This is a genomic window from Tindallia californiensis, assembly GCF_900107405.1.
GTDB lineage: Bacteria > Bacillota > Clostridia > Peptostreptococcales > Tindalliaceae > Tindallia > Tindallia californiensis.
The window spans coordinates 257713-279773 of record NZ_FNPV01000002.1 but is presented as its reverse complement, the minus strand read 5'-3'; the positions used below and the strand labels follow the sequence as shown (position 1 = coordinate 279773).

Here is a 22061-nt window from a genome sequence, read left to right as displayed (position 1 = left end):
TGTGGCCGTAGTGAAACATGTTAAAATGGAAACGGAAAAAGGACAGATTCATATTGAACTATTTGAAAAAGAAGCACCGGGAACAGTGTCTAATTTTCTTAAACTGATTAAAGAAGGTTTTTATGATGGCCTTAGTTTTCACCGTGTGATTGATGATTTTGTGATACAAGGTGGATGTCCGCAAGGGACAGGGACTGGTGGACCGGGCTACACCATTAAATGTGAACTGAAAAACAATCCGCATAAACATGAGCGGGGAAGTCTTTCGATGGCTCATGCAGGCAGAGATACTGGTGGCAGTCAATTTTTTATTTGTCACAGCCCACAACCTCACTTGGATGGGAATCACACTGTATTTGGAAAAGTGACAGAAGGTATAGAGGTAGTAGATGAAATTAGAGCAGGCGATAAAATGCTTAAGGTAAGTGTTGAAGAATAGAAAACCATCAGAAAACGAATAAAAACCTCGAATATGCCTTGACATAAACGAGGTTTTCTTTTATCATATTACATGAACACATGAGCAGTTATTCATACAAAGGAGGGTTTTATGATGACCAAAGACTATTGTGAAGTCACTGTGATTCACCATGATCAAATAAAAGAAACAGAAGGAAAAATGATTTCTAATGAACAAGCAACAGAGTTGGCTTATTTTTTCAAGGTGTTTTCGGATCCTACCAGAGTAAAAATTTTGTATGCACTATCGCTTCAGGAAATGTGCGTATGCGATATTTCTTACTTGCTAAACACCAGCCAGTCGGCGATATCTCATCAGCTGAAAATGCTGAGACAGGCCCGTGTAGTTAAAAGCAGGCGTGATGGTAAAATTATATATTATTCGCTGGATGATGACCACATTCAACGTGTTTTTAACCAAGGATTAGAACATATTAATGAAAAATAAAAGCGAGGTGGAAAGATGAAAAACCTTAAATCCAGACAATATCAACTAAAACATTTGGCGTGTGCTGATTGTGCAAATAAAATAGAAAAAGAGGTTAATGATTTAGCATTTATTTCATCAGCTCAACTGGATTTTGTCACACAAAGATTAAAGGTACAGCTAGGATCAACGATTGATAATAATGTTTTGAATAAAGAGATTAAAAGAATTGCCACCAATATAGAAAACGATGTTCAAGTGATGGAAGTGACAACAGAGCAAGAAATAGATCAGCCAGAATCATTTCATGATCATGATCATCATAATGAAAAAATGGCTGTAAGCATTATCATGATCAGCAGTATTTTGTTTGTGTTACCATGGATTTTTAAGACTTCTGACGGGATATCCTTCCTGCTGTATTCGACAGCCTATTTGATAGCGGGAAAAGCGGTATTAAAAAAAGCTTTTTTTAATATACTAAAAGGAAAAGTGTTTGATGAAAACTTTCTTATGAGCATTGCAACCTTGGGAGCTTTTATGATCGGCGAATATCCGGAGGGTGTTGCCGTTATGCTTTTTTATCAAATTGGTGAGTATTTCCAAGGCAGGGCTGTTAATCAGTCTAGAAGATCAATTGCATCCTTAATGGATATAAGACCTGATTATGCCTGGTTAGTGACAGCTGATGGAGAAAAGAAAGTGATGCCATCTGAAGTTGAACCTGGTCAGCATATTTTAGTCAGACCTGGTGAGAAAGTACCCTTAGATGGAAAGGTTGTTTCAGGCATAAGTTCTGTGGATACCTCAGCCTTAACAGGAGAGTCGATGCCAAGAGATGTAAAGAATGATAGCCAGGTGTTGAGTGGATTTATAAACCAATCAGGACTTCTAACGGTAGAAGTGGATAAAACCTATAGAGAGTCGGCCGTATCTAAAATTTTAGAGTTAGTACAACATTCAAGTTCTCAAAAAGCGAAAACGGAAAGATTTATTACTAAATTTGCTCGGTTTTACACACCTATAGTTGTGGGTATCGCAATAGGAATTGCGGTAATACCACCGATCCTTCTGTCGGCAAATATTGACGAATGGATTTATCGGGCACTGATATTTCTGGTTATTTCTTGCCCTTGTGCGTTAGTTATTTCCATTCCACTAGGTTTTTTTGGTGGTATAGGAGGAGCTTCAAAAAAAGGTATTTTAGTAAAGGGTGGTAACTATTTAGAAGTATTAAAAGAAGTGGATACCATTATTTTTGATAAAACAGGAACATTGACACAAGGTGTTTTTAAGGTTGAAGAAATCGTTGCGGTGGAACCTTTTGCACAGGAGGAAATTCTGGAAACAATGGCAATGGCAGAATACTATTCCAACCATCCCATTGCAGAATGTATTCGAAACGCTAATCGCCGTGTCATTGATGAAAAATTGATTGAAGAACAATATGAAATTCCAGGAGAGGGGATACGCAGCATCATAACGGGTCAGGAAGTGTTAGTAGGAAAAAAAGAATTTCTGGAAAAAGAAAAGATTCGGCCTCTGGAATACACAAAACCAGGGACGGTTGTGCACATATCTATAGGTAAGAAGTATGCAGGGTACGTGGTAATTAAAGATCAAATAAAAGAAGATGCGGCTGAGGCTATTCGACGTATTCGAGAAATTGGAATTAATAGAATTGTTATGCTCACAGGAGATCGGGAAGCTATTGCTGGGCAAATTGCAAAAGAGCTACAAATTGATGAATACTACGCAAATTTGATGCCGGAAGACAAGGTGACAATAACAGAAAAAATAATGGAAGAAAAAACGTCGAAGGGGAAAACAATGGTGGTGGGAGATGGAATTAATGACGCTCCGGTATTAGCTAGAGCAGACATAGGCATATCGATGGGTGGCTTAGGATCTGATGCCGCTATTGAAGCTTCGGATGTCGTGATTATGACAGACAAACCTTCAAGCATTGTGACTGCTTATAAAATTGCCCAAAAAACCCATCGGATTGTTTGGCAAAACATCATTGCAGCGCTGGGTGTAAAGGGGATGGTTATGGCACTAGGAGTTTTTGGAATGGCTTCAATATGGCAAGCTATCTTTGCTGATGTAGGGGTTGCGTTGCTTGCCATCTTTAATGCCATGAGGATGATTCGATCTTAATTCGTTTATCAAATTTACTTTAGGGTAAAAAAGTGATGTGGCAACAGCTAAGCCAAGATTAACAATAGAATAGGGAGTGATTGAGTGGGTGTTGTGACGGAAATGGTTTATGCGTACGCAGGAAAAGTGCTTTTAGCAATTTTTTTTCTGGTTGTAGGATTAACCGTCGTTAAAAAAATTTCGACTTTGATTGCAGAACAAATGGATAAGTCAAAGATGGATCAGTCGCTAAAATCCTTTTTAGTGCCGTTGGTGCGTATACTGCTTCAGGTAATGCTTATTATCAGTATTGCATCTATGCTTGGTGCAGAGATGACTTCTTTTGTTGCTGTATTAGGTGCGATGAGTTTTGCTATCGGTTTGGCACTTCAGGGAAGTCTGGCGAATTTTGCAGGGGGAGTATTAATTCTTATCTTAAAGCCTTTCAAGGTAGGGGATTATATTGAGGCAGCAGGGCATGCGGGAACAGTAAAGGATATTCAAGTATTTTACACAGTCCTTAATACACCTGATAATCGCAAAATAATTGTTCCGAATGCCAATCTCTCTAACAGTAGCGCTGTTAATTATTCAGCCTATACAACCAGAAGAGTGGATTTTAAGTTTGGTGTTGGATATGGAGCGGATATTCGACAGGTAAAACAGATTCTTCAAAGAATTGCCGATGAACACCCGCTTGTGATGAAAGATCCGGCGCCGATGATTGTTTTAGGGGAGCATGGGGACAGTGCAGTTGTTTTTTATTTTCGTGTTTGGTGTCAGGCAGAGGATTATTGGACTATCTATTTTGACATGATGGAAAGAGTAAAGGAAGCCTTTGATGAAGATGGAATAAGCATTCCTTATCCTCAAATGGATGTTCATTTACAAAATCATCCTGGATAATGACCTAAAAAAGACCTTTCGCATTAAATGGGAAGGTCTTTTTAAAAGTAAATGATAGGGTAGTCTCATTTAGATTGAATATAAAGTTGTCGAGAATCCCAGTTTGCAAAGTAACGTCGGTTACCATCATCATCCAAAAGGATATATGCCTTAGATTCATCAATAGGCTCATTAGTGATCTCGTCTGTTACCATTATTGCTGGTTCGGGTTTTTGGTTCTCTGATTCGGTTGCTTCTACATTTGCAGGAGCAATTGGCTGTCGCTGTTTTCGTCTTATTGAACGGGTAGAAAAACCACCACCCATCAGCCGGATGACTGTGCGGAAAATCAAAATCATTAGCGTTACTCTGATAAGAGAATATACCAATGTATCCATTTATAACACCTCCTGTGTGCTGATTCTTAGCTTGCATATAGTAAAAGCTTTGGCTGTTGTGGTGCCAAAGCTCTATTGGCTTCTATGTAATTGATACCCAGTTTAGATGAGAATCTATCAAAATCATAAACGATTTTCACCAATTAATCAAGCAGAAGTTTGAATGGTTAATAAAAAAGGGTGAGGCGTATGAATTGACAGAAAAAAAGGAAAACATTATAATGATAAAAGACATCTGAAAAATATAAGGGGAGCTGGCGTGTCTGGCTGAGAGGGAGTTGTTTGTTCCGACCCAAAACCTGATCTGGATAATGCCAGCGGAGGGATAGTAGAAAAATGTGATGTGAAAATCTGCAATCCAAAAAGGAAGCAGATTTTTTTGTATTAGCTAAAAAAGCAACTTATAATCATTTGAAAATGAGGAGGTTTGTCAATGAAGAAAGCAAGTAAAGGGATAAGATGGATTAGCTTTGTGATGGCATTGTTTATTTTTATCACCGGATGCAGTCAAGCAGAGAAGGAAAAAGATGAACAGGGTAGTGCATTAGAAAAAGTGACGGTAGTCCTGGATTGGGTACCCAACACGAATCATACAGGTTTATATGTGGCCATAGAGCAAGGTTATTTTGAAGAGGAAGAAATTCAGGTAGATTTGATTCAACCAAGCCAGGGTGGGAGTGCGGATCTTATTGGCGCTGGACAAGGGGAATTTGGAATTAGTTACCAGGAAGAAGTAACTTATGCAAGAACAGCGGAGGAGCCTTTGCCCATTAAAGCCATAGCCGCGATTATTCAGAACAATACGTCCGGGTTTGCTTCGCCTGTCGGCAAAGGGATCGAAAGACCCAGAGATTTTGAAGGGAAAGATTATGGTGGATGGGGTTCGCCGGTTGAGAAGTCAACGATAAGAGCATTGATGGAAAAAGACGATGCTGACGTTGAAAAAGTAGGGTTTGTAAATATTGGAACGTCAGATTTTTTTGATGGTGTAGAAAATCATGTTGATTTTAGTTGGATTTACTATGGGTGGGACGGTGTTGCTGCTGAATTAAGGGACTATAAAATAAATTTTATTCCTTTGCAACAATATGAGGAAGCACTTAATTTCTATACACCCCTTATTATTACAAATGAAGCTTTAATTGAAAAAGATCCGGATTTAATACATCGATTTTTACGAGCAACTTCTCGAGGATATGAATATGCGATTGAAAATCCTGAAAAAGCAGCACAACATCTACTAAAAAATGTGCCTGAATTGGATGAGGAAATGGTAGTAGCCAGCCAACTGTTCTTATCAAAGGAATACCAGGCTGACGCATCAAGGTGGGGAGAAATGAAAGAAGAAATATGGAAAAACTATGCTGTCTGGATGTATGACCAGGGACTTTTGAATGATTCGTTGACGGCTGAAAAAGCCTTCACAAATAAGTTTTTACCTGAAGAAGTAAAAAGATAAAGATTCTAATGAACGGCCATCTAGGTCCTTTGTACTGGATGGCTTTGTTTTTGAAAAATATGTGTTAAAATATAAGTAAGAAGAAATAAGAAAAGACGGACAGGAAGGAAAATAGGATGACTATTAAAAAAGATAAATTTTCTTGGTATCAACAACAGCAGGTAGAATATGGAGCCTTTGAAGGCTGGAATCAGCAATATAATATAACTCATGGATTTAGCAGTCGAAAAGGAGGGGTTAGTGAAGGTTGTTACAAAAGCATGAATCTTGGATTTGCTTCAAAAGACGATGAAAAACTGGTTAATGAAAACTTTCGTAGGTTTACGAAAGCCCTGGGAATTCAAAAAGATAACCTGGTACTGTCGGATCAAACCCATGAAACAAATATTCGGGTTGTTTCCGAGCAAGATACAGGTAGTGGAATGACCAAACCTAAAACCTACGTTGGGATAGATGGTTTAATTACCAATGTTCCGGGTATTCCACTAATGACATTTCATGCAGACTGCACCCCTCTTTTTTATGTAGATCCAATGCAAAGGGTAATTGGTGTTGCTCATGCAGGGTGGCGAGGAGCCTTTTCAGGTATGGCTTCCAAAATGGTTCAGGCGATGAAGGAAGTTTACCATTGTCGGCCGGAAAATATTCAGGTAGGAATTGGACCATCAATAGGTAAATGTTGTTTTCTTATTAGGCACGATGTGTATAAACATGTGAAAATTTTTCCAAAATATGTTACAAAAATATCAAAAGCAAATGCAGAACAATGGCGTTTATCATTGGAATCAGTACACGAAAACTTTTTAAGGCTGGAAAACATTCCTGAAGATAATATTTGGAAGTCGAATCGCTGCACTTTCTGCGAGGCAGATAAGTTTTTTTCTCATCGCAGAATGGGTAACGACCGAGGGAACCATGCAGCTGTCATGCAGCTAAATCAGTAACATATAATTTATGCAGACAGAAAGGAAAGATACTAGATGCCAAAGAACAATCCGGAAGTAAAAAAAGTGTTAGATGTCTTAAATGAATTGAATATCGTCTATACGTACCATGAACATCCTCCGGCGAACACGGTGGAAGATGCAAAAAAATATGCAGATGGAATCGAAGGGTTACATTGTAAAAACTTGTTTCTTCGTAACTATAAAGGGGATCGACATTTTCTAATGATTACAGAAAACGAAAAACCCTTAAAAATTAAAGCAACAGGCAAAAAACTAGGTTACGGAAATTTGAGTTTTGGTTCTCCTGAAAGATTGAAAAAATATCTGGGAGTAGTCCCGGGTTCTGTTAGTCCTTTTGGTTTAGTGAACGATACGAATAATGAAACGCTAGTATTATTAGATAAAGTTACAGAAGTTCATGAACTGATTACTTTCCATCCCAACGACAATCGAGCTACCTTATCCATTAAATATGCTGACTTAATTAAATTTCTTGAGTGGAGCGGAAATCCATACAAAATCGTAGAATTATAGTAATAAGGTCATTAGTAACCTGGTGTGAGATGCTGGATAAACGATTCAACCTAACTACATAAGTGTAGGGTTTAGATTGGGTATAGAATAATATGGAAAGGAAGCGATTCGATGAAAAAAATTTCCATTCAGGAAGTAATTGATCGTGTTCAAGATATTCCCGCTTTTCCAATGACTGTCAGTAATATTATTAGGTTAACAGAAGATCCAGATTCGACCGTACAAGATATTGAGAAGGAAATTACGAAAGATCAGAGCCTTACAGCTAGGGTGCTACGTTTCGCTAATTCAACGCATTATGGATACTCTAGAAAAATCAGCACGATATCACAGGCAACCGTTGTGCTGGGCTTTCAGGCTATTAAAAGCATTGCACTTGCAGCGACGGTAAGTAAAATGATGGCTCGAGAGCTTCCTGGGTATGCAATGGAAAAAGAAGCTCTATGGAGCCAATCTCAAACATGTGCTATTGCAGCCCGATTAATTGCAAAAAAAACACGCTATCCGAGACCTGACGAAGCTTATGTAGCTGGACTTTTAAGAGATGTTGGAAAAGTAATACTAAACCATTATTTAACAAGTGAAATGTCAGCGGTACAAGAAGCGGTGGAAAGAGATCAAATTTCTTTTATGCAAGCAGAAGAAAGTGTTCTTGGATTTCATCATGGCCAGATAGGAGCTAAGATTGCAGAAAAATGGAATCTTCCTGATGCGTTGGTAGAGGCTATAGCCTATCATCATGAACCGGAGCAAGCCAACATTAATGAAAAGCTAGTAGCTATTACTCATGTGGCGGATGCAACGGTGATGATGCTGGGAGTTCATATGGGGGCAGACGGATTGCAATATTCTTTTTCTGCTAATGCAATGGAAAAACTAAATTTAACAGAGTCGCAGTTACAGGAAATTCTTTCTGATTTAATTGATGTAACAAGTGATGAGGAATCCTTTCATCATTAAATAATATGAATCAATAGAAACGAAAAAGAGTGTGGTTTACCACACTCTTTTTCATTTATTATTTTGTGAGGAAAGATTGATTTAAGGGTATTTAACCGAAGGATAGTATTACTAAAAATTATTTTTAAAGCAGCGATTCTGAAAAAAGAAAGAAGGGATATGATGACAAGGAAACGTTTCTTCATCATCAGTATTTTAACAGCATTCGTCTTAATCACTTTTAATGTGACAAACAGTTCGGCTGATAGCTGGCAACAAGTATTGCAAAAGTCTCGGGATTTAGAGGGTTATTACTATAAAACACCGTATAAGTTTTCTAATAATCATATAGGTATTATGCAAGTTTGGCATCAAGGCTACCATCGGCGAGTCGAGATGACAAATTCAATAAACGGAGAAACAATGGTTTTGTTGACGAGACAGACAGACGGAGCTTTTTATCAAATAGATCCCAAAGCAAATGAAGGAATTGTCTATTACTATACAGATGTGGAATTATTACCACAGGACCTGGATGAAACTAGATATGCTGTAGCAGAGAATCGATTTGATCAGACGTTTATAGAAAAAGTATCTTCAGTTGAAGAGCTTGTTTATCAGAATCAACCAGTGTATCGGCTGGAAAACAAATCAACTCATGGCGGGAATGAAGAAGTATACCGTGTTTGGATTTCTAAAGAGTTGGGATTGCCATTAAAAGAAGAGATGCATATGGCTGATGGCAGGGTTCACCGCCGTATTTATACAGAAATCCAGGAAGGGCCTTTTTCGCAAGAGATATTTCAATTACCGCAAGAGCTAAAAATAGTTAAAGAAATACAATTTAATTGATAATGAATGCCAGATGAAAGAAGGGGAAATAATGAAAGGCAAGAAAGTAATGGTGGTAGCAATTGTTTTCTTAGGGATAATGTTGGTAATTGCAAATAGATACTGGTTGCAGAGAGAAGAAGTTTTTTTTGAAGAATTGGAAGAGACTGTAGAAAAACAAGAAAAAGAGATGATTGAGCCAATAGAAAAGAAAGAACCTTATGAATCAAAATTAGATGATTTGCAAAAAGAATCACCCTATACATACGGTGAAAATATTGGGACGTTAAAGATTCCTGTGATAGCTTTAGAGATGCAGGTTGTTGAAAATGCCAGTCCGGCTAACCTAAATAAGAGTCTTGCACGAATGATTAGTAGTGATTTGCCGGGGGATTCAGGTAATACAGTGATTACGGGTCATCGTATGTATCAATTTGGAAGTCATTTTAACCGGCTAGATGAGTTGAAAGTAGGAGATGAAATTACCTTTGAAGATGAACAATATAGACATGTGTATGAGGTGGAATCAATTACTTTTGTTGAACCGTCAGAACTATGGATTATGATGGGGAGTAATAGAGAAAGGATTTTGACATTGGTGACGTGTACACCGATAGCCAGAGCTACTCACAGACTGGTTATTTTTTCTAGTCACAAGCATACAACCCCTTTGTAACATAAGGGATCAATGTTATACTATAGTTGCTAATGCTAAAGAAGGAGTGGTTTCGTTGGAACAGATAAACTTACAACAGATGGAAAAAAATCTTATTGTAAGAAATGTCCGACAGGAAGATATTCTTGCGGTAGTTGAATTGTCCCAAATTTGCTTTCCTAAAATGGATCCATGGGAAAAGGATCACCTAGAAAGTCAGATAGCCGTTTTTCAGGAAGGTCAGCATTGCGTTGAGTATGATGGGAAAATTATTGGAGCCTCCTCTAGCTTGATAATAGATTTTGAGCAGTATGAGGATACACATAACTTTGATGAAATATGTGATTTTGGATATATAACCAATCACGACCCGGATGGGCTCCATCTATATGGTATTGCAATGATGGTACATCCGGAATATAGGCGACTTAAAATCGGTACAAGACTTTATGAAGCAAGAAAAGAATTAGTGGAAGAACTGAACTTAAAAGGAATGATTATTGGTGGACGAATACCTTATTATCATAAATACGCCAAAACCATGAAGCCAAGAGAGTATGTTCAGCAAGTCGTTAAGCGAGAAATATATGATCCTGTGTTAACGTTTCATATAATGAATGAGTTTGTCGTGAAAAGAATTATTTCTGAATACCTAGAGGATGATCAAGCGTCTTTACATCATGCTGTTCTGTTAGAATGGAGCAATGTAGACTATCTTCCGAAATCAAAAAGGCACTTTATCAGAGCTTTTCCTGTCAGGATATGCGCTGTTCAATATAGCCTGAAAAGGGTTGATTCTTTTGAAGAATTTGCTAGGCAATGTGAATATTATGTTGAAACTAGTGCGATATATGAAAGTGATTTTGTTGTATTTCCAGAATCCTTTACGGTGCAATTGCTTTCTTTCTTAAATGAGCGAATTCCTAGCAAACAGGTTCGCAGGTTAACAGAATATACGGAAAGATATATTCTGTTATTTTCTGAGCTGGCGGTAAAAAACAATGTGAATATTGTTGGTGGATCCCATTTTGTAGAAGAAGAAGGTTCTATATACAATGTTTCATACTTGTTTCACCGGAATGGAAAGATTGATAAACAATATAAAATACACATCACTCCAGAGGAAAAAAAGTGGTGGGGACTACAGCCGGGCAACGAGGTCAATGTCTTTGATACAGATAGAGGAAAAATAGCCATTTTAATTTGTTATGATATTCAATTTCCGGAGCTGTCTCGAATGGTGATGGAAAAAGGAGCAAATATTGTATTTGTCCCCTTTTGTACAGATGATCGCCAAGGATATTTACGAGTTCGTTATTGCTCTCAGGCCAGAGCGGTAGAAAATCAGGTATATACGGTTATAGCAGGAACGGTTGGAAATTTGACACATGTGGAGAAAGCGGATATGCAGTATGCACAATCTGGAATTTTTGCACCTTCGGATTTTTCCTTTGCTCGTGACGGCATTGTAGGCGAGTGTACGCCAAATATTGAAACCATTGTTGTTGGGGATGTAGACTTGGAAATATTAAGACGCAATAGAAAAACTGGTACCGTTACTCAGCTTAAAGACAGACGAAATGACCTGTATGAAACATATCCGGTAAAATAAGCGAAAAGTAAAATAATGCATCAAAAAAGAAAGGAACAAGCGATGGAAACTCTTAATGTCTTAGTAGAACGAATTACCTTTCTGAACGAAAAGAATGGCTATGTTGTTCTTAAAGCAAAAGCTAAAGGGTTGAAGGATCTAGTGACTGTAGTAGGTATAATGGGACATATCAATGTGGGGTCAGTTTTGGAAATAAAAGGAAGTTGGAAAGTAGATACGAAATATGGAAAACAGTTCCAGACCACTGAATTTAAAGAAAAAATTCCTGCTACCCGTAAGGGGATTGAAAAGTATTTAGGAAGCGGATTGATCCATGGAGTAGGGCCGGTGAATGCAAAAAGAATCGTAGCGCACTTTGGAGATGAAACCATCCATGTGTTAGATCATCAGCCTGAGCGGCTGGTAGAGGTTGAAGGAATTGGTTCCAAACGGGCTATAATGATCAAAGAAGCATGGGAATCACAAAAGGATATTAAGAATGTGATGCTGTTCCTTCAGTCTCATGGCGTATCGACAGCCTATGCGGTGAAAATATACAAAGCTTATGGAAAAGACAGTGTTTCTATCGTGCGGGAAAATCCGTATCGATTAGCAGATGATATATGGGGAATCGGTTTTAAAACGGCAGACCAAATTGCTAAGCATATGGGATTTGAAAATGACTCGCCAGTAAGAATTCAATCTGGACTTAAATATGTACTTTCTGAGCTGTCAGGTGAAGGGCATTGCTATGCAAGAGAGGATCAGTTGATAAAAGCCGCGATGTCTATACTGGATGCTGGTGAAGAGATCGTTCGGGATAGCATAAAAAAAATGATTGAAAATGGAAATATTATTGCTGATAAAGAAAACGCTATTTATTTACCGGTGTTTTATCATAGCGAAGTGAAAGTAGCTCAAAAGGTTTCGGAAATAATGGTAAATCCTTCGAAGTATAAAGATTCGGATGTGGAAAAAATAGTGAAGGAGGAAAATCGAAGAATTCAATACCACGAGATACAGCTTCAGGCAATTCATACAGCCATCCGATCGAAAATGATGATTTTAACAGGGGGGCCCGGAACTGGAAAAACAACTACGACACTTGCTATTATAAAAGCTTTTGAACACTTAGGAGCGAAAGTGATGTTATGTGCACCTACAGGAAGAGCTGCGAAAAGACTATCAGAGACAACAAGGCGGCATGCCAAAACAATACATAGAATGCTAGAGTACAAGCCCGGTGAAGGATTTCAAAAGAATAAAGAATATCCTTTACAATGCGATGTGTTGATTGTTGATGAGGCATCCATGCTGGATATTGTCCTTACAAATCACTTGGTAAAAGCCCTTAAGAATGATACGGTGTTGATACTGGTAGGTGATGTGGATCAATTACCATCGGTTGGTCCGGGTAATGTTTTGAAAGATTTTATTAGTTCTTCCTGCATACCTGTCGTTAAGCTGGAGCAAATATTTCGTCAGGCAAGAGGTAGTTTGATCATTACCAATGCTCATCGCATTAATGACGGAGAGTTTCCTTACTTAAAGGGGAGGAAAAATCGAGACTTTTTCTTCATTGAATCCGATGAACCTGAGGAAATTCCAGATAAAATTCTTTCGCTATGCCAAAAAAGGCTGCCGGAATACTTTGGGATTGATCCAATTAATGATATTCAAATCCTTTGTCCGATGCAAAGAGGTTCCACGGGAGCTTATCAGTTAAATCAGTTGCTTCAAGAGCATTTGAATCCTCAGGAGAAAATGATAAAATATGGTGGCACCACCTATAGATTGATGGATAAAGTGATGCAGATTCGAAATAATTACGATAAAAATATATTTAATGGAGATATTGGTCGGATTACAGGCATTGATGAAATAAATCGAAAAGTCTATATTCATTTTGATGGACTTGTGAAAGAATATCAGGATACAGAGTTAGATGAAATTGTATTAGCGTATGCCATGACGGTTCATAAAAGTCAAGGAAGTGAGTACCCGGTTGTGATAGCGCCTATATCAACCCAACATTTTATGATGTTGCAGAGGAACTTATTGTATACCTGCGTGACGAGAGCAAAAAAAGTACTGGTTTTAATCGGATCTAAAAAAGCGATTGCCATGGCAGTAAAAAACAACAAGGTAAAAGACCGAAACACATTGTTAGATACACGCATTATAGAACAGAATCATTAATGTGACGAAACCTTTTGTCCGCGATGCGTGGACAAAAGGTTTTTTTTAATGACTAAAAATTTTTAGTAAATTTGGGATTGATTGATAAAACAGAGTTTGAGAAAGTGGCACATCAATGATAAAAAATTCTGATAGTTGACACGAGTCATGTTCTTGAATATACTCTTATTGCACATCCGAAAATGCGAAAAAGAGTATTTTTTTATCATTATTTTCGGAAAAAATTAAATGGGAGATAGGAGTGAAAAAATGAGTCAAGAAGTAAAACGAAAAAAAGGTCTTTTTAATCGGTTTCTTGATATGGTAGAAGTGGTAGGAAATCGATTACCTCATCCTGTGACCTTGTTTGCGCTTTTTAGTTTGGCTGTCATTGTAATTTCTTTCTTTGCAGCGCAGGCAGGTGTGTCCGTAACTTTTGAACGGATCGTTATTGGCACAGGTGAAATGGAAGAAGTAGTAGTAACCGCTGTCAGCCTTCTTTCGGCAGAAGGGATAAGACGAATTTTCTCAGAAGCAGTAACAAACTTTACAGGCTTCGCTCCGCTGGGAACTGTTTTAGTAGCAATGCTAGGGGTTGGTGTAGCAGAAGGTACCGGGCTAATTCAGGCGGCTTTAAGAAAACTAGTTTTATCGACACCTAAAAAACTAGTTACGGTTGTTGTTGTATTTGCTGGAATCATGTCCAACATTGCTTCTGATGCTGGTTATGTTGTACTTGTACCACTTGGAGCCTTGATTTTTCTAAACTTTGGACGACATCCATTGGCAGGACTGGCAGCTGCTTTTGCGGGAGTGTCTGGTGGATTTAGTGCAAACCTTTTAGTTGGTACCATTGATCCTCTCTTGGGAGGCATTAGTCAACAAGCCGCTCAAATGTGGCAGCCGGATTATACGGTGGATCCTACGGCAAACTGGTACTTTATGATTGCATCTACTTTTGTTATCACGGTACTGGGTACCCTAGTAACAGAACGGATTGTTGAACCGAGACTGGGTGAATATAAAGGCGATACAGAAGTAAGTATTGATCAAGTAGCTGAAAACGAAACCAAAGGCTTGAAATGGGCAGGTATTTCTTTGGTGGTATTTATCGGAATTATACTGGCGCTGGTTGCTCCAGAAAATGCTGTCTTGAGAGCAGATGACGGTCAGATTTTGGCAGGATCAGCATTTATGGCAGGCTTGGTACCTATTATTGCGTTATTCTTCTTGGTTCCCGGTATTGCCTATGGTATTGCTGCTGGGTCGGTGAAAAGCGATAAAGACGTTGCTGGATTTATGGGTAAAGCCATGGCGTCAATGGGTGGTTACCTTGTGCTGGCCTTTGCGGCTGGCCAGTTTGTTGCTTACTTTAGCTGGAGTAATTTGGGAACTATTCTAGCTGTTAAAGGGGCAGACTTTTTGGAAGCTACTGGAATGACGGGTATTCCGATGCTCATTGGATTTATCATTGTTTCTGGTTTTATCAACCTGTTTATTGGTAGTGCTTCGGCGAAATGGGCCATTATGGCGCCGGTATTTGTGCCAATGCTGATGGCTGTTGGTTATACGCCGGAATTAACTCAGCTGGCATATCGTATTGGTGACTCTGTGACCAATATTATTACACCACTGATGTCTTACTTTGCAATCATCGTTGCTTTTGCTAAAAAGTATGATGAGAATACAGGCATTGGTACGTTGATCTCATCCATGCTACCTTATTCCATTGTGTTTATGGTTGGCTGGACCATTATGTTTATTGTTTGGGCGGTACTTGGATTACCTCTTGGACCAGGTGTCACCATGTATTTATAAAAAACTTGAAAGAACTATCTACAGCCTCTCTCTTGAGAGGCTGTTTTTATGTAGATGCTGTTGGACGCCTTTCCAGAAAATATGAAAACTATGATCATAGGGAGTGACTCGGTGTTCAAAGACAAAAAGAGAATAGAGTGTTCCTAAAAGAAGAACCATGAAAGAATGGCGAAAAATATCAACGTTTTTTTCGTCTAGATCATTCGTTTTGGCATAATCAATGTACAAAGTAGTAATGTACTCAATATTACGCTGATGTATTTTCATATGAGTTTCTTCTACTTTCTTCTTCAAAGGCCCCTCAGACATAAGCATACACCGTTTCCAAAAAACAAGCTTGGTAGGATCGTTAAAATAGTATAGAATAAAATAGTAGAAATCACTAACTGTTTTCTTGAGATCTGTAGAATCACTAGTTTTCAATACATCTAAAGTTGCTTGGTCAAATTTTTGAAGTTCTAAGTCGATTACGTGAAATAGTAAATGGTCCTTACTGTCAAAATGCGCATAAAGTGATGATTTTTTAATAGAGGTGGCGTTAGCGATGGCACTTAAAGATAAAGCATCTCCATATCTGGAAAAAAGTTCATAGGTTCTATCGATAATTTCCTGCTTTTTACTCATAAAAGTTGCTCCTTTAATTAATGATGAAATAACAAGTTGTATGTATAGATACCCAAAACCCTTACCATTACTCGAATAATTGGTTGAATACATATGGTATAATGGGAAAAGAAAAAGTAGGGTGTTAGGAGGAATTGATACATAATGGCCTTTAGTTTGGCTTGGCTCACTATACTAGGATTATTTGCGCATAGCGCTTTTCGAAAAATAGGACTCCCTGGTCTTTTGGGTTTACTTTTACTGGGAGCCCTAGGGGGACCTTATGGTTTCGATCTTATTGACCAACAAGTTATGGAGATATCTTCTGATCTCAGAAAAGTGGCGCTTATTGTTATTTTATTCAGAGCGGGACTAGGGATCAAAAGAGATACATTGAATAAAGTTGGAAAGAATGCATTTAAGCTGAGTTTTATCCCTTGCATGATGGAGGGAGCGGCGGTTATGCTAGCGGCTTACTACGTTTTTGGATATCCTTTTTTAGAAGCTGGCATGTTAGGGTTTATCCTTGCAGCTGTATCGCCGGCGGTGATTGTTCCGGCGATGCTTAAACTTATTGAAGCAGGAAAAGGAGAAGAAAAAGGGGTTCCTACCATGATTCTTGCGGGTGCTTCTTTAGATGATGTGGTGGCAATTACATTTCTGACTTCTTTTTTGGGCATTTTTGCTGGTAGCCAAATGGCCTTGTGGAGACAGGTAATGTCGATACCTATATCGATTATATCGGGACTTCTTCTAGGGTTAGTGGTTGCGATAGTGCTGTTAAATTTATTTAATAAAGTAGATATGAGACATACGAAAAAAACACTAATCATTGTAGGTGCCGGGATTATCATGACAACGATAGAAGATGTGATGGAGCCATTCTTGCCGGTGGCTAGTCTGATAGGCATTATGTTTGTAGGATTTATCATACTGGAACGCAAGCCTAAGATTGCAGAAGCTCTTGCTGAGAAGTTGAATAAAATATGGGTATTGGCCGAAGTGCTGCTGTTCACGATGGTAGGTGCAGTAGTAAACATACCTCTGGCTATTGAAGCTGGTTTAATAGGGGTGGTTATTATTATCATAGGCCTTTTAGCTAGGAGTGTAGGTGTGTTCCTATCTACTCCATCAAAGGAGTTTACAAGGCGGGAACGTTTATTTTGTATCCTGTCTTATATACCGAAAGCAACGGTCCAGGCAGCTGTCGGAACATTACCACTTGCGGCAGGAGCAACTAAAGGAGAAGAAATTCTTGCTTTTGCGGTACTGGCCATTGTGATGACGGCACCTGTAGGTGCCTGGCTCATTCAATGGGGAGGAAAGAATTTGCTAACAGAAAGTCGGTGAACACGATAAAAAGGTGCAAGGTTGGATTTACAGTATTGATCGCTGGAATGTTTTATTCTTTGATAAGAGGAGGCTGGTATTTTGAAAGCCTGGCCACTATGATTCTTGGCTTGGCCTTAATCCTATTTTCTTATGTAAGCCATCTTTTTAATCATAAAATCCTTTGCTTTGAATCATACCCAAAAGTAAAAAAGGGATGCTTATTTCTTGCGTGGATGTTCTTTACGGTAATTGGCGTTTTTTTTATGATACAATTAATGATAATAGGGACTTTTTTAATGGCGGGTAATGATCAGGCTGATGATGCAGTGGTTCTTGGAGCAGGAATTATACGAAGAGAACCATCCTATACACTGGCCAAAAGACTGGATTATGCAGCAAAATATCTGGAGGATAATCCTTCAGGAATGCTAATAACCTCTGGAGGAAAGTCGGATGGACAACTAGCGTCTGAAGCAGAGGTAATGATGTGGTATTTGGAGAAAAAAGGGATAAGTGCTGATAGGATCATTCTCGAGGAAAAATCAACAAACACTTTAGAAAATATAAAATACAGTATGAATCAGTTGAATCAGAGGAATGATACAAAGGTGACAGAAATAGTTATTATCACGAGTGACTATCATTTGTTGAGAGCGCAGATGATTGCTAGAAGATTAGGTCTTAACGCTTACGGTATACCGGCACAGTCGCCACCGGACCTATACTGGCATTATTCAATAAGAGAGAGTGTGGCGATTTTTAAATCCATGTTGTTAGACTGGTAAATGGAAAAAAAGAAAGAAGCAGGGTGGCGTTTTGATTTTCCCTGCTTGCTTAAGAGAGACTTATCATCTTTACCAATTGCTCTTTATGGAACCAGTTCCAAAATAGTTCATAGTAGAAAAGTTTGAATCAATAATGGATTGATAGGAATGATACGAATTTTTTGTATTCTTTTCTTCGGCAGGACTTCCTTTCAAAGATTGTTTTGAGAATGATTGAGATTGGTTTTGATAGCTGACATTTGAATAGTTCATTATAACCCTCCTAAATTTGTAATAATGCGAATAAACAGAAAACAGTACTCCTTAGTGAATAATGAAGCAACCCCCTCTCTTGAATAATGTAAAGACAAAAATAAAAAACCCGTCCTTTAAGAAATGAAAGGACGGGTTTTTACCCGCGGTACCACCTTTTTTGCCTGATGACCAGACCACTCATACGGAAATAATCCTAGTGATAACGGAACCACCGGTTTCTACTACTATTTTTCACAGAAACAGCTCAGGAGTGAGTGACAATAAATTTGATGACGGTTTGCAGCTACCACCGACTCTCTGGGATCGAATATTTATTGCGTTTCTCCGTCAATGCGATAGATATAAACAAGCATTTTAGCGATGAAAATCATCGGATAAATAATTACTACAAATTATAACAAGAGAAAAACGCTTGGTCAAGAAATAAACTGAAAAAAGTAAAAAGTTTTACTATTTCAAAAAATACAAGAGTGTGTCAGTGGTGATGTAAAGAAAAGGTAATTTGCGTAGATTAACTTAAGGACAGGCTTAATTGCATTATCCGTATTTCAAGCGTATAATAATAGCTATATACGTCATTGTTGAAGGAGACGAAAACAGATGAAAAAAGGTGAGTTAACATCTTTGCAAGGAATTTACTTTGGGCTGGGAGCCTACTTTTTATGGGGTTTTTTACCAATTTATTGGAAACTGTTGCAAGACTTTTCAGCTGGGATTATATTGGCAAATCGAGTGATCTGGTCTTGTTTTTTTGTTGGCGGGTTACTGTGGTATAAAGATCAATTAAAAACAACAGCTCGATTGTTTGCTGATAAAAAGAAAATAATGTTGGTTTCAGCTTCCTCTCTCATTATATCTCTAAATTGGTTTACCTATATATGGGCTGTTAATGCGGGTTTTGTGATTCAAGCTAGCATAGGTTATTACATCAACCCACTGATGGTAGTGTTAATGGGTACCCTTATTTTTAAGGAAAAAATGGAACGAGTTGAAAAAATTGCTTTGTTTTTTGCTTTTTCAGGGGTTGTGATCATAACCTTTGAATATGGTTCCATACCCTGGGTATCGTTAATCCTTGCGACCACCTTTTCTGTTTATGGATTATGTAAGCGAGTAGTACAGGTGGACTCCATTGCTGCCTTAGGGATTGAAACACTGATGATAACACCCATTGCTGTGATCTATTTAATATATGCGACACGAAGCAATACGTTTGACCCTAGTCAAGTGTCCCTAAGTTCCTGGTTATTGCTGATGGGTGCAGGTTTTGTAACTGCAACGCCTTTGCTCTGGTTTGCCATTGCGGCTAAAACAATTCCTTTTTCAGTACTAGGGTTTATCCAGTACTTATCTCCTACGATTAGCCTTTTGCTTGGCGTTTTTCTTTTCAAAGAACCATTTACCGGTTATCATCTGATCAGTTTTTCGCTTATTTGGACGGGAATACTGATGTTTACGTATACAAGAACAAAAAGAATAAGGCAACAAAGAAAAATTTTGAAGAATAATCATCTAAAAAAAGGAGTAGAAAAATGACGACGATATATTTAGTTAGGCATGGAAAGACTCAATGGAATATGGAAAAAAGATTTCAGGGAAGTGGAGACTCACCTCTTACCGAGGAGGGGATTGCGGAAATTTCAAGACTGGCAAAAAAAATGGAAGATAAACCCTTGAAAGCTGTTTATTCCAGTACCAGGCAACGTGCTTTTTTAACCGCTAATCAAATTGCAAAACCTCATCATTTGAAAGTTAACTTTAAGGAAGGACTCGGTGAAATAAACCTGGGTAGCTGGGAAGGAAAAACTCATGAAGAGATACAGAGGGAAGATCCTGTTGGATATCATCACTTTCTATATAAGCCTCATTGTTTTAAGCCAGAAAGAGGCAATGAATCCCTGGAAAAAGTTCAGGAAAGAAGTGTTCAGGCACTTGGGGATATTGTTAAGGAGCATCAAAATAGCTGTGTTTTGGTAGTGACTCATGCAATAACGCTACGACTATTGTTGTTATATTATGAAAAAAGACCTCTTGAGGATTTGTGGGATGTTGCTAAGGTCAGGCAGACGAGCGTTACGGAATTAGCGTATCTTGAGAATGGGGTTGAAATTCTTCGAAAAGCAGATATCAGCCATTTAAACATTGAGTAGGAATCGATGTTTATCTTATGAAACAAGAGGGTATTTAGGGTGATAAACGATAACGAAAGGTGATGTTTTATATGGCGATCGATTTTAATGCAAGTAAACTGTTGCAAGTGTTAGTCAGAAATGAAGCAAGAGTAGCGGAACTCTATACAAATTTAGCGCATCAGATGGAGGAGGGGAAAGGGAAAAAATTATTTGAAATTCTTTCGGAAGATGAGTTGAAACATGAAAAGATTTATTCAGAATTGCTTAAAAAACTGTCGGATGAAGGAACGGCGCAGGTATCAGAAGAAGAATTGGAATATTTGGATTCTTTGATAGAAAATGATATGTTTGCGGATTCTGATAAGGCTATGGAAAAAATTAAAGGAAAGTATACCAAAGACGAAGCTCTTGAAATTGCTGAAAAAGTAGAACGAGATGGTATTATGTATATATATGAATTGACGAGACTATTCCCTGAATTGGCGCCAAAAGAAATGAAGAAAATTTTGAATGAAGAAAGAAGACATTTAAAAGCGGTACTTAGTCGGGCGGAGATTGATTTAGTAAAATATCTAAGGTATTAAACAAATTTGGGGATTGATATATACTGAACAGTATGAGATGATAAAAACTCTTTCGCATAGGAAGGGTTTTTTATGATGAAAAGGAATATGTGAGTCTGTTAGAGAGATGTATTTCCCGTTAATATACAGGATTCCTAACTGTAGGCGGAGTTTGTTCTGAAGGGGCGGCATTGAATGATAGAGTATATTGATAGGAGCACAGGGCAAAAGGAAAAAGAAGTGGTGGCTGGAGAAGCTTCTTTACGTTGGGCTTATGAGACAAAACTTGGTAGAATAGCTGTAGAAATGCTTGGAAAAACAAAGGCAATGTCATGTTTGTGTGGTTTTATTCAAAAAAGAAGGTTTACAAGAAAAAAAATTGCGCCGTTTGTAGAGGCGATGAAAATCGATATGACAGAAGCAATCCTAGAGAAGCCGGAAGAATATTCAGATTTTAATGATTTTTTTGTCCGGCAATTGAAACCTGGCAGCCGCATCGTAAATCCGGACCCTTTAAGACTGGTTTCGCCTTCTGACGGACGCATTTTAGTGTATCCTTCCTTGGAAGCAGATCAACTTATCCAGGTGAAGGGGAAGAAAAATTCTATTAAATCTCTTTTGGGGAACAATGAACTGTCTCGGTATTATTCGGGAGGATCGGCAGCGGTGATCCGATTAGCACCTTGCGATTATCACCGCTTCCATTTCCCGGTAAATGGTGTGCCGAAGGAAGCGAAGTTGATAAAGGGATATTATTATTCGGTAAATCCTTATGCACTGAACAAAACAGACGAGGTTTACAGTCGAAATAAAAGAATGATGACAGAAATACATATTGCTGGAAAAGAAAAAATAGTAATGATTGAGGTTGGAGCAACAATGGTTGGAAGTATCGTTCAAACCTATTATCCACACATGCCTGTCAATAAAGGAAGCGAAAAAGGATATTTTCAATTTGGTGGTTCAACCGTTATCTTGCTTACTAGGTCTAATGTGATTGAGTGGGATAGAGATTTAATCCAAAACACACAAGGCGGATATGAAACATTGATAAAAATGGGCGAGGCGATAGCTTTCTTGAAAAAATTAGGATGCGATTAAAGTAAAAGAACCTAGGCGATAAAAAAGCCT

At 38.2% G+C, this 22061-nt stretch carries 22 protein-coding genes, 1 riboswitch and 1 other annotated feature; of the genes, 19 read left to right on the top strand and 3 right to left on the bottom strand.

All coding sequences use genetic code 11. From position 1 onward, the window contains the following. Nucleotides 1–10: 10 nt before the first annotated feature. From BLV55_RS03470 to BLV55_RS03455, 4 genes are all read left to right on the top strand, one after another. Nucleotides 11–439 (top strand): peptidylprolyl isomerase, encoded by a 429-nt coding sequence (locus BLV55_RS03470; protein ID WP_242870018.1) that lies wholly within the window; start codon nt 11–13, stop codon nt 437–439. A 114-nt stretch (nt 440–553) separates the two neighbouring features. Continuing rightward, nucleotides 554–907, top strand: a complete 354-nt coding sequence (locus BLV55_RS03465) for an ArsR/SmtB family transcription factor (protein ID WP_242870017.1) — start codon at nt 554–556, stop codon at nt 905–907. A 15-nt stretch (nt 908–922) separates the two neighbouring features. Continuing rightward, nucleotides 923–3046, top strand: coding sequence for a heavy metal translocating P-type ATPase (locus BLV55_RS03460; RefSeq protein WP_093311160.1), 2124 nt, complete (start codon nt 923–925; stop codon nt 3044–3046). A gap of 84 nt (nt 3047–3130) precedes the next feature. Continuing rightward, nucleotides 3131–3931 carry a mechanosensitive ion channel family protein gene (locus tag BLV55_RS03455; RefSeq protein WP_242870016.1) on the top strand — a complete coding sequence of 267 codons (801 nt, stop codon included), beginning with the start codon at nt 3131–3133 and terminating at the stop codon, nt 3929–3931. Between the two features lie 65 nt (nt 3932–3996). Here the strand turns inward: BLV55_RS03455 and BLV55_RS03450 are convergent, their stop codons facing one another. After that, a complete protein-coding gene (locus tag BLV55_RS03450) occupies nt 3997–4308 on the bottom strand; it encodes a hypothetical protein (RefSeq protein WP_093311159.1) in 312 nt (103 codons plus the stop codon). A gap of 237 nt (nt 4309–4545) precedes the next feature. Beyond that, nucleotides 4546–4651: riboswitch (TPP riboswitch) on the top strand. Between the two features lie 90 nt (nt 4652–4741). Here BLV55_RS03450 and BLV55_RS03445 point away from each other — a divergent pair. From BLV55_RS03445 to BLV55_RS03405, 9 genes are all read left to right on the top strand, one after another. Next, complete coding sequence (locus BLV55_RS03445; protein WP_093311156.1) at nt 4742–5767, top strand: ABC transporter substrate-binding protein; 1026 nt, start codon at nt 4742–4744, stop codon at nt 5765–5767. Nucleotides 5768–5883: 116 nt separating this feature from the next. Next, on the top strand, nt 5884–6711 hold the full coding sequence (gene pgeF / locus BLV55_RS03440) for a peptidoglycan editing factor PgeF (RefSeq protein WP_093311155.1): 828 nt from the start codon (nt 5884–5886) through the stop codon (nt 6709–6711). A 36-nt stretch (nt 6712–6747) separates the two neighbouring features. Further along, on the top strand, nt 6748–7248 hold the full coding sequence (locus BLV55_RS03435) for a prolyl-tRNA synthetase associated domain-containing protein (RefSeq protein ID WP_093311153.1): 501 nt from the start codon (nt 6748–6750) through the stop codon (nt 7246–7248). A gap of 111 nt (nt 7249–7359) precedes the next feature. Next, nucleotides 7360–8208: an HDOD domain-containing protein gene (locus tag BLV55_RS03430; RefSeq protein ID WP_093311152.1), complete on the top strand. Its 849-nt coding sequence runs from the start codon at nt 7360–7362 to the stop codon at nt 8206–8208. 162 nt (nt 8209–8370) lie between these two features. Next, nucleotides 8371–9039: a hypothetical protein gene (locus tag BLV55_RS03425; RefSeq protein ID WP_093311149.1), complete on the top strand. Its 669-nt coding sequence runs from the start codon at nt 8371–8373 to the stop codon at nt 9037–9039. Nucleotides 9040–9070: 31 nt separating this feature from the next. Next, entirely contained in the window at nt 9071–9694 is a 624-nt protein-coding gene (locus tag BLV55_RS03420; RefSeq protein ID WP_176968240.1) for a class D sortase, read from the top strand. Nucleotides 9695–9749: 55 nt separating this feature from the next. Continuing rightward, nucleotides 9750–11285: a bifunctional GNAT family N-acetyltransferase/carbon-nitrogen hydrolase family protein gene (locus BLV55_RS03415; RefSeq protein WP_093311145.1), complete on the top strand. Its 1536-nt coding sequence runs from the start codon at nt 9750–9752 to the stop codon at nt 11283–11285. A gap of 15 nt (nt 11286–11300) precedes the next feature. Then, nucleotides 11301–13463, top strand: a complete 2163-nt coding sequence (gene recD2, locus BLV55_RS03410; RefSeq protein WP_330386565.1) for an SF1B family DNA helicase RecD2 — start codon at nt 11301–11303, stop codon at nt 13461–13463. Between the two features lie 249 nt (nt 13464–13712). Further along, a complete protein-coding gene (locus BLV55_RS03405; RefSeq protein ID WP_093311142.1) occupies nt 13713–15260 on the top strand; it encodes an AbgT family transporter in 1548 nt (515 codons plus the stop codon). 18 nt (nt 15261–15278) lie between these two features. On the opposite strand, the gene BLV55_RS03400 is transcribed toward BLV55_RS03405, so the two are convergent. Then, on the bottom strand, nt 15279–15884 hold the full coding sequence (locus BLV55_RS03400) for a TetR/AcrR family transcriptional regulator (protein WP_176968239.1): 606 nt from the start codon (nt 15882–15884) through the stop codon (nt 15279–15281). A gap of 144 nt (nt 15885–16028) precedes the next feature. Here BLV55_RS03400 and BLV55_RS03395 point away from each other — a divergent pair, with 144 nt between their 5' ends. Both BLV55_RS03395 and BLV55_RS14545 read left to right on the top strand, forming a co-directional pair. Beyond that, nucleotides 16029–17213 carry a cation:proton antiporter domain-containing protein gene (locus tag BLV55_RS03395; RefSeq protein WP_093311138.1) on the top strand — a complete coding sequence of 395 codons (1185 nt, stop codon included), beginning with the start codon at nt 16029–16031 and terminating at the stop codon, nt 17211–17213. Nucleotides 17214–17458: 245 nt separating this feature from the next. Next, entirely contained in the window at nt 17459–17980 is a 522-nt protein-coding gene (locus BLV55_RS14545) for a YdcF family protein (protein WP_176968238.1), read from the top strand. Nucleotides 17981–18049: 69 nt separating this feature from the next. Here BLV55_RS14545 and BLV55_RS03385 read toward each other — a convergent pair whose 3' ends face one another. Further along, complete coding sequence (locus tag BLV55_RS03385; RefSeq protein WP_093311135.1) at nt 18050–18232, bottom strand: hypothetical protein; 183 nt, start codon at nt 18230–18232, stop codon at nt 18050–18052. 124 nt (nt 18233–18356) lie between these two features. Continuing rightward, nucleotides 18357–18575, bottom strand: a binding site (T-box leader). Nucleotides 18576–18835: 260 nt separating this feature from the next. Here BLV55_RS03385 and rarD point away from each other — a divergent pair. The 4 genes from rarD (at nt 18836) to asd (ending at nt 22031) form a co-directional block, all read left to right on the top strand. Next, the gene (gene rarD, locus BLV55_RS03380; RefSeq protein WP_093311132.1) at nt 18836–19771 is read left to right on the top strand and encodes an EamA family transporter RarD; all 936 of its coding nucleotides are present in this window, start codon (nt 18836–18838) and stop codon (nt 19769–19771) included. After that, entirely contained in the window at nt 19768–20385 is a 618-nt protein-coding gene (locus BLV55_RS03375) for a histidine phosphatase family protein (RefSeq protein ID WP_093311131.1), read from the top strand. Before rarD ends, BLV55_RS03375 begins: the two co-directional genes overlap by 4 nt. 71 nt (nt 20386–20456) lie before the next feature. Then, on the top strand, nt 20457–20951 hold the full coding sequence (locus BLV55_RS03370) for a ferritin family protein (protein WP_176968237.1): 495 nt from the start codon (nt 20457–20459) through the stop codon (nt 20949–20951). Nucleotides 20952–21125: 174 nt separating this feature from the next. Continuing rightward, nucleotides 21126–22031, top strand: a complete 906-nt coding sequence (gene asd / locus BLV55_RS03365; RefSeq protein WP_093311126.1) for an archaetidylserine decarboxylase — start codon at nt 21126–21128, stop codon at nt 22029–22031. The last annotated feature ends 30 nt before the right edge of the window (nt 22032–22061 follow it).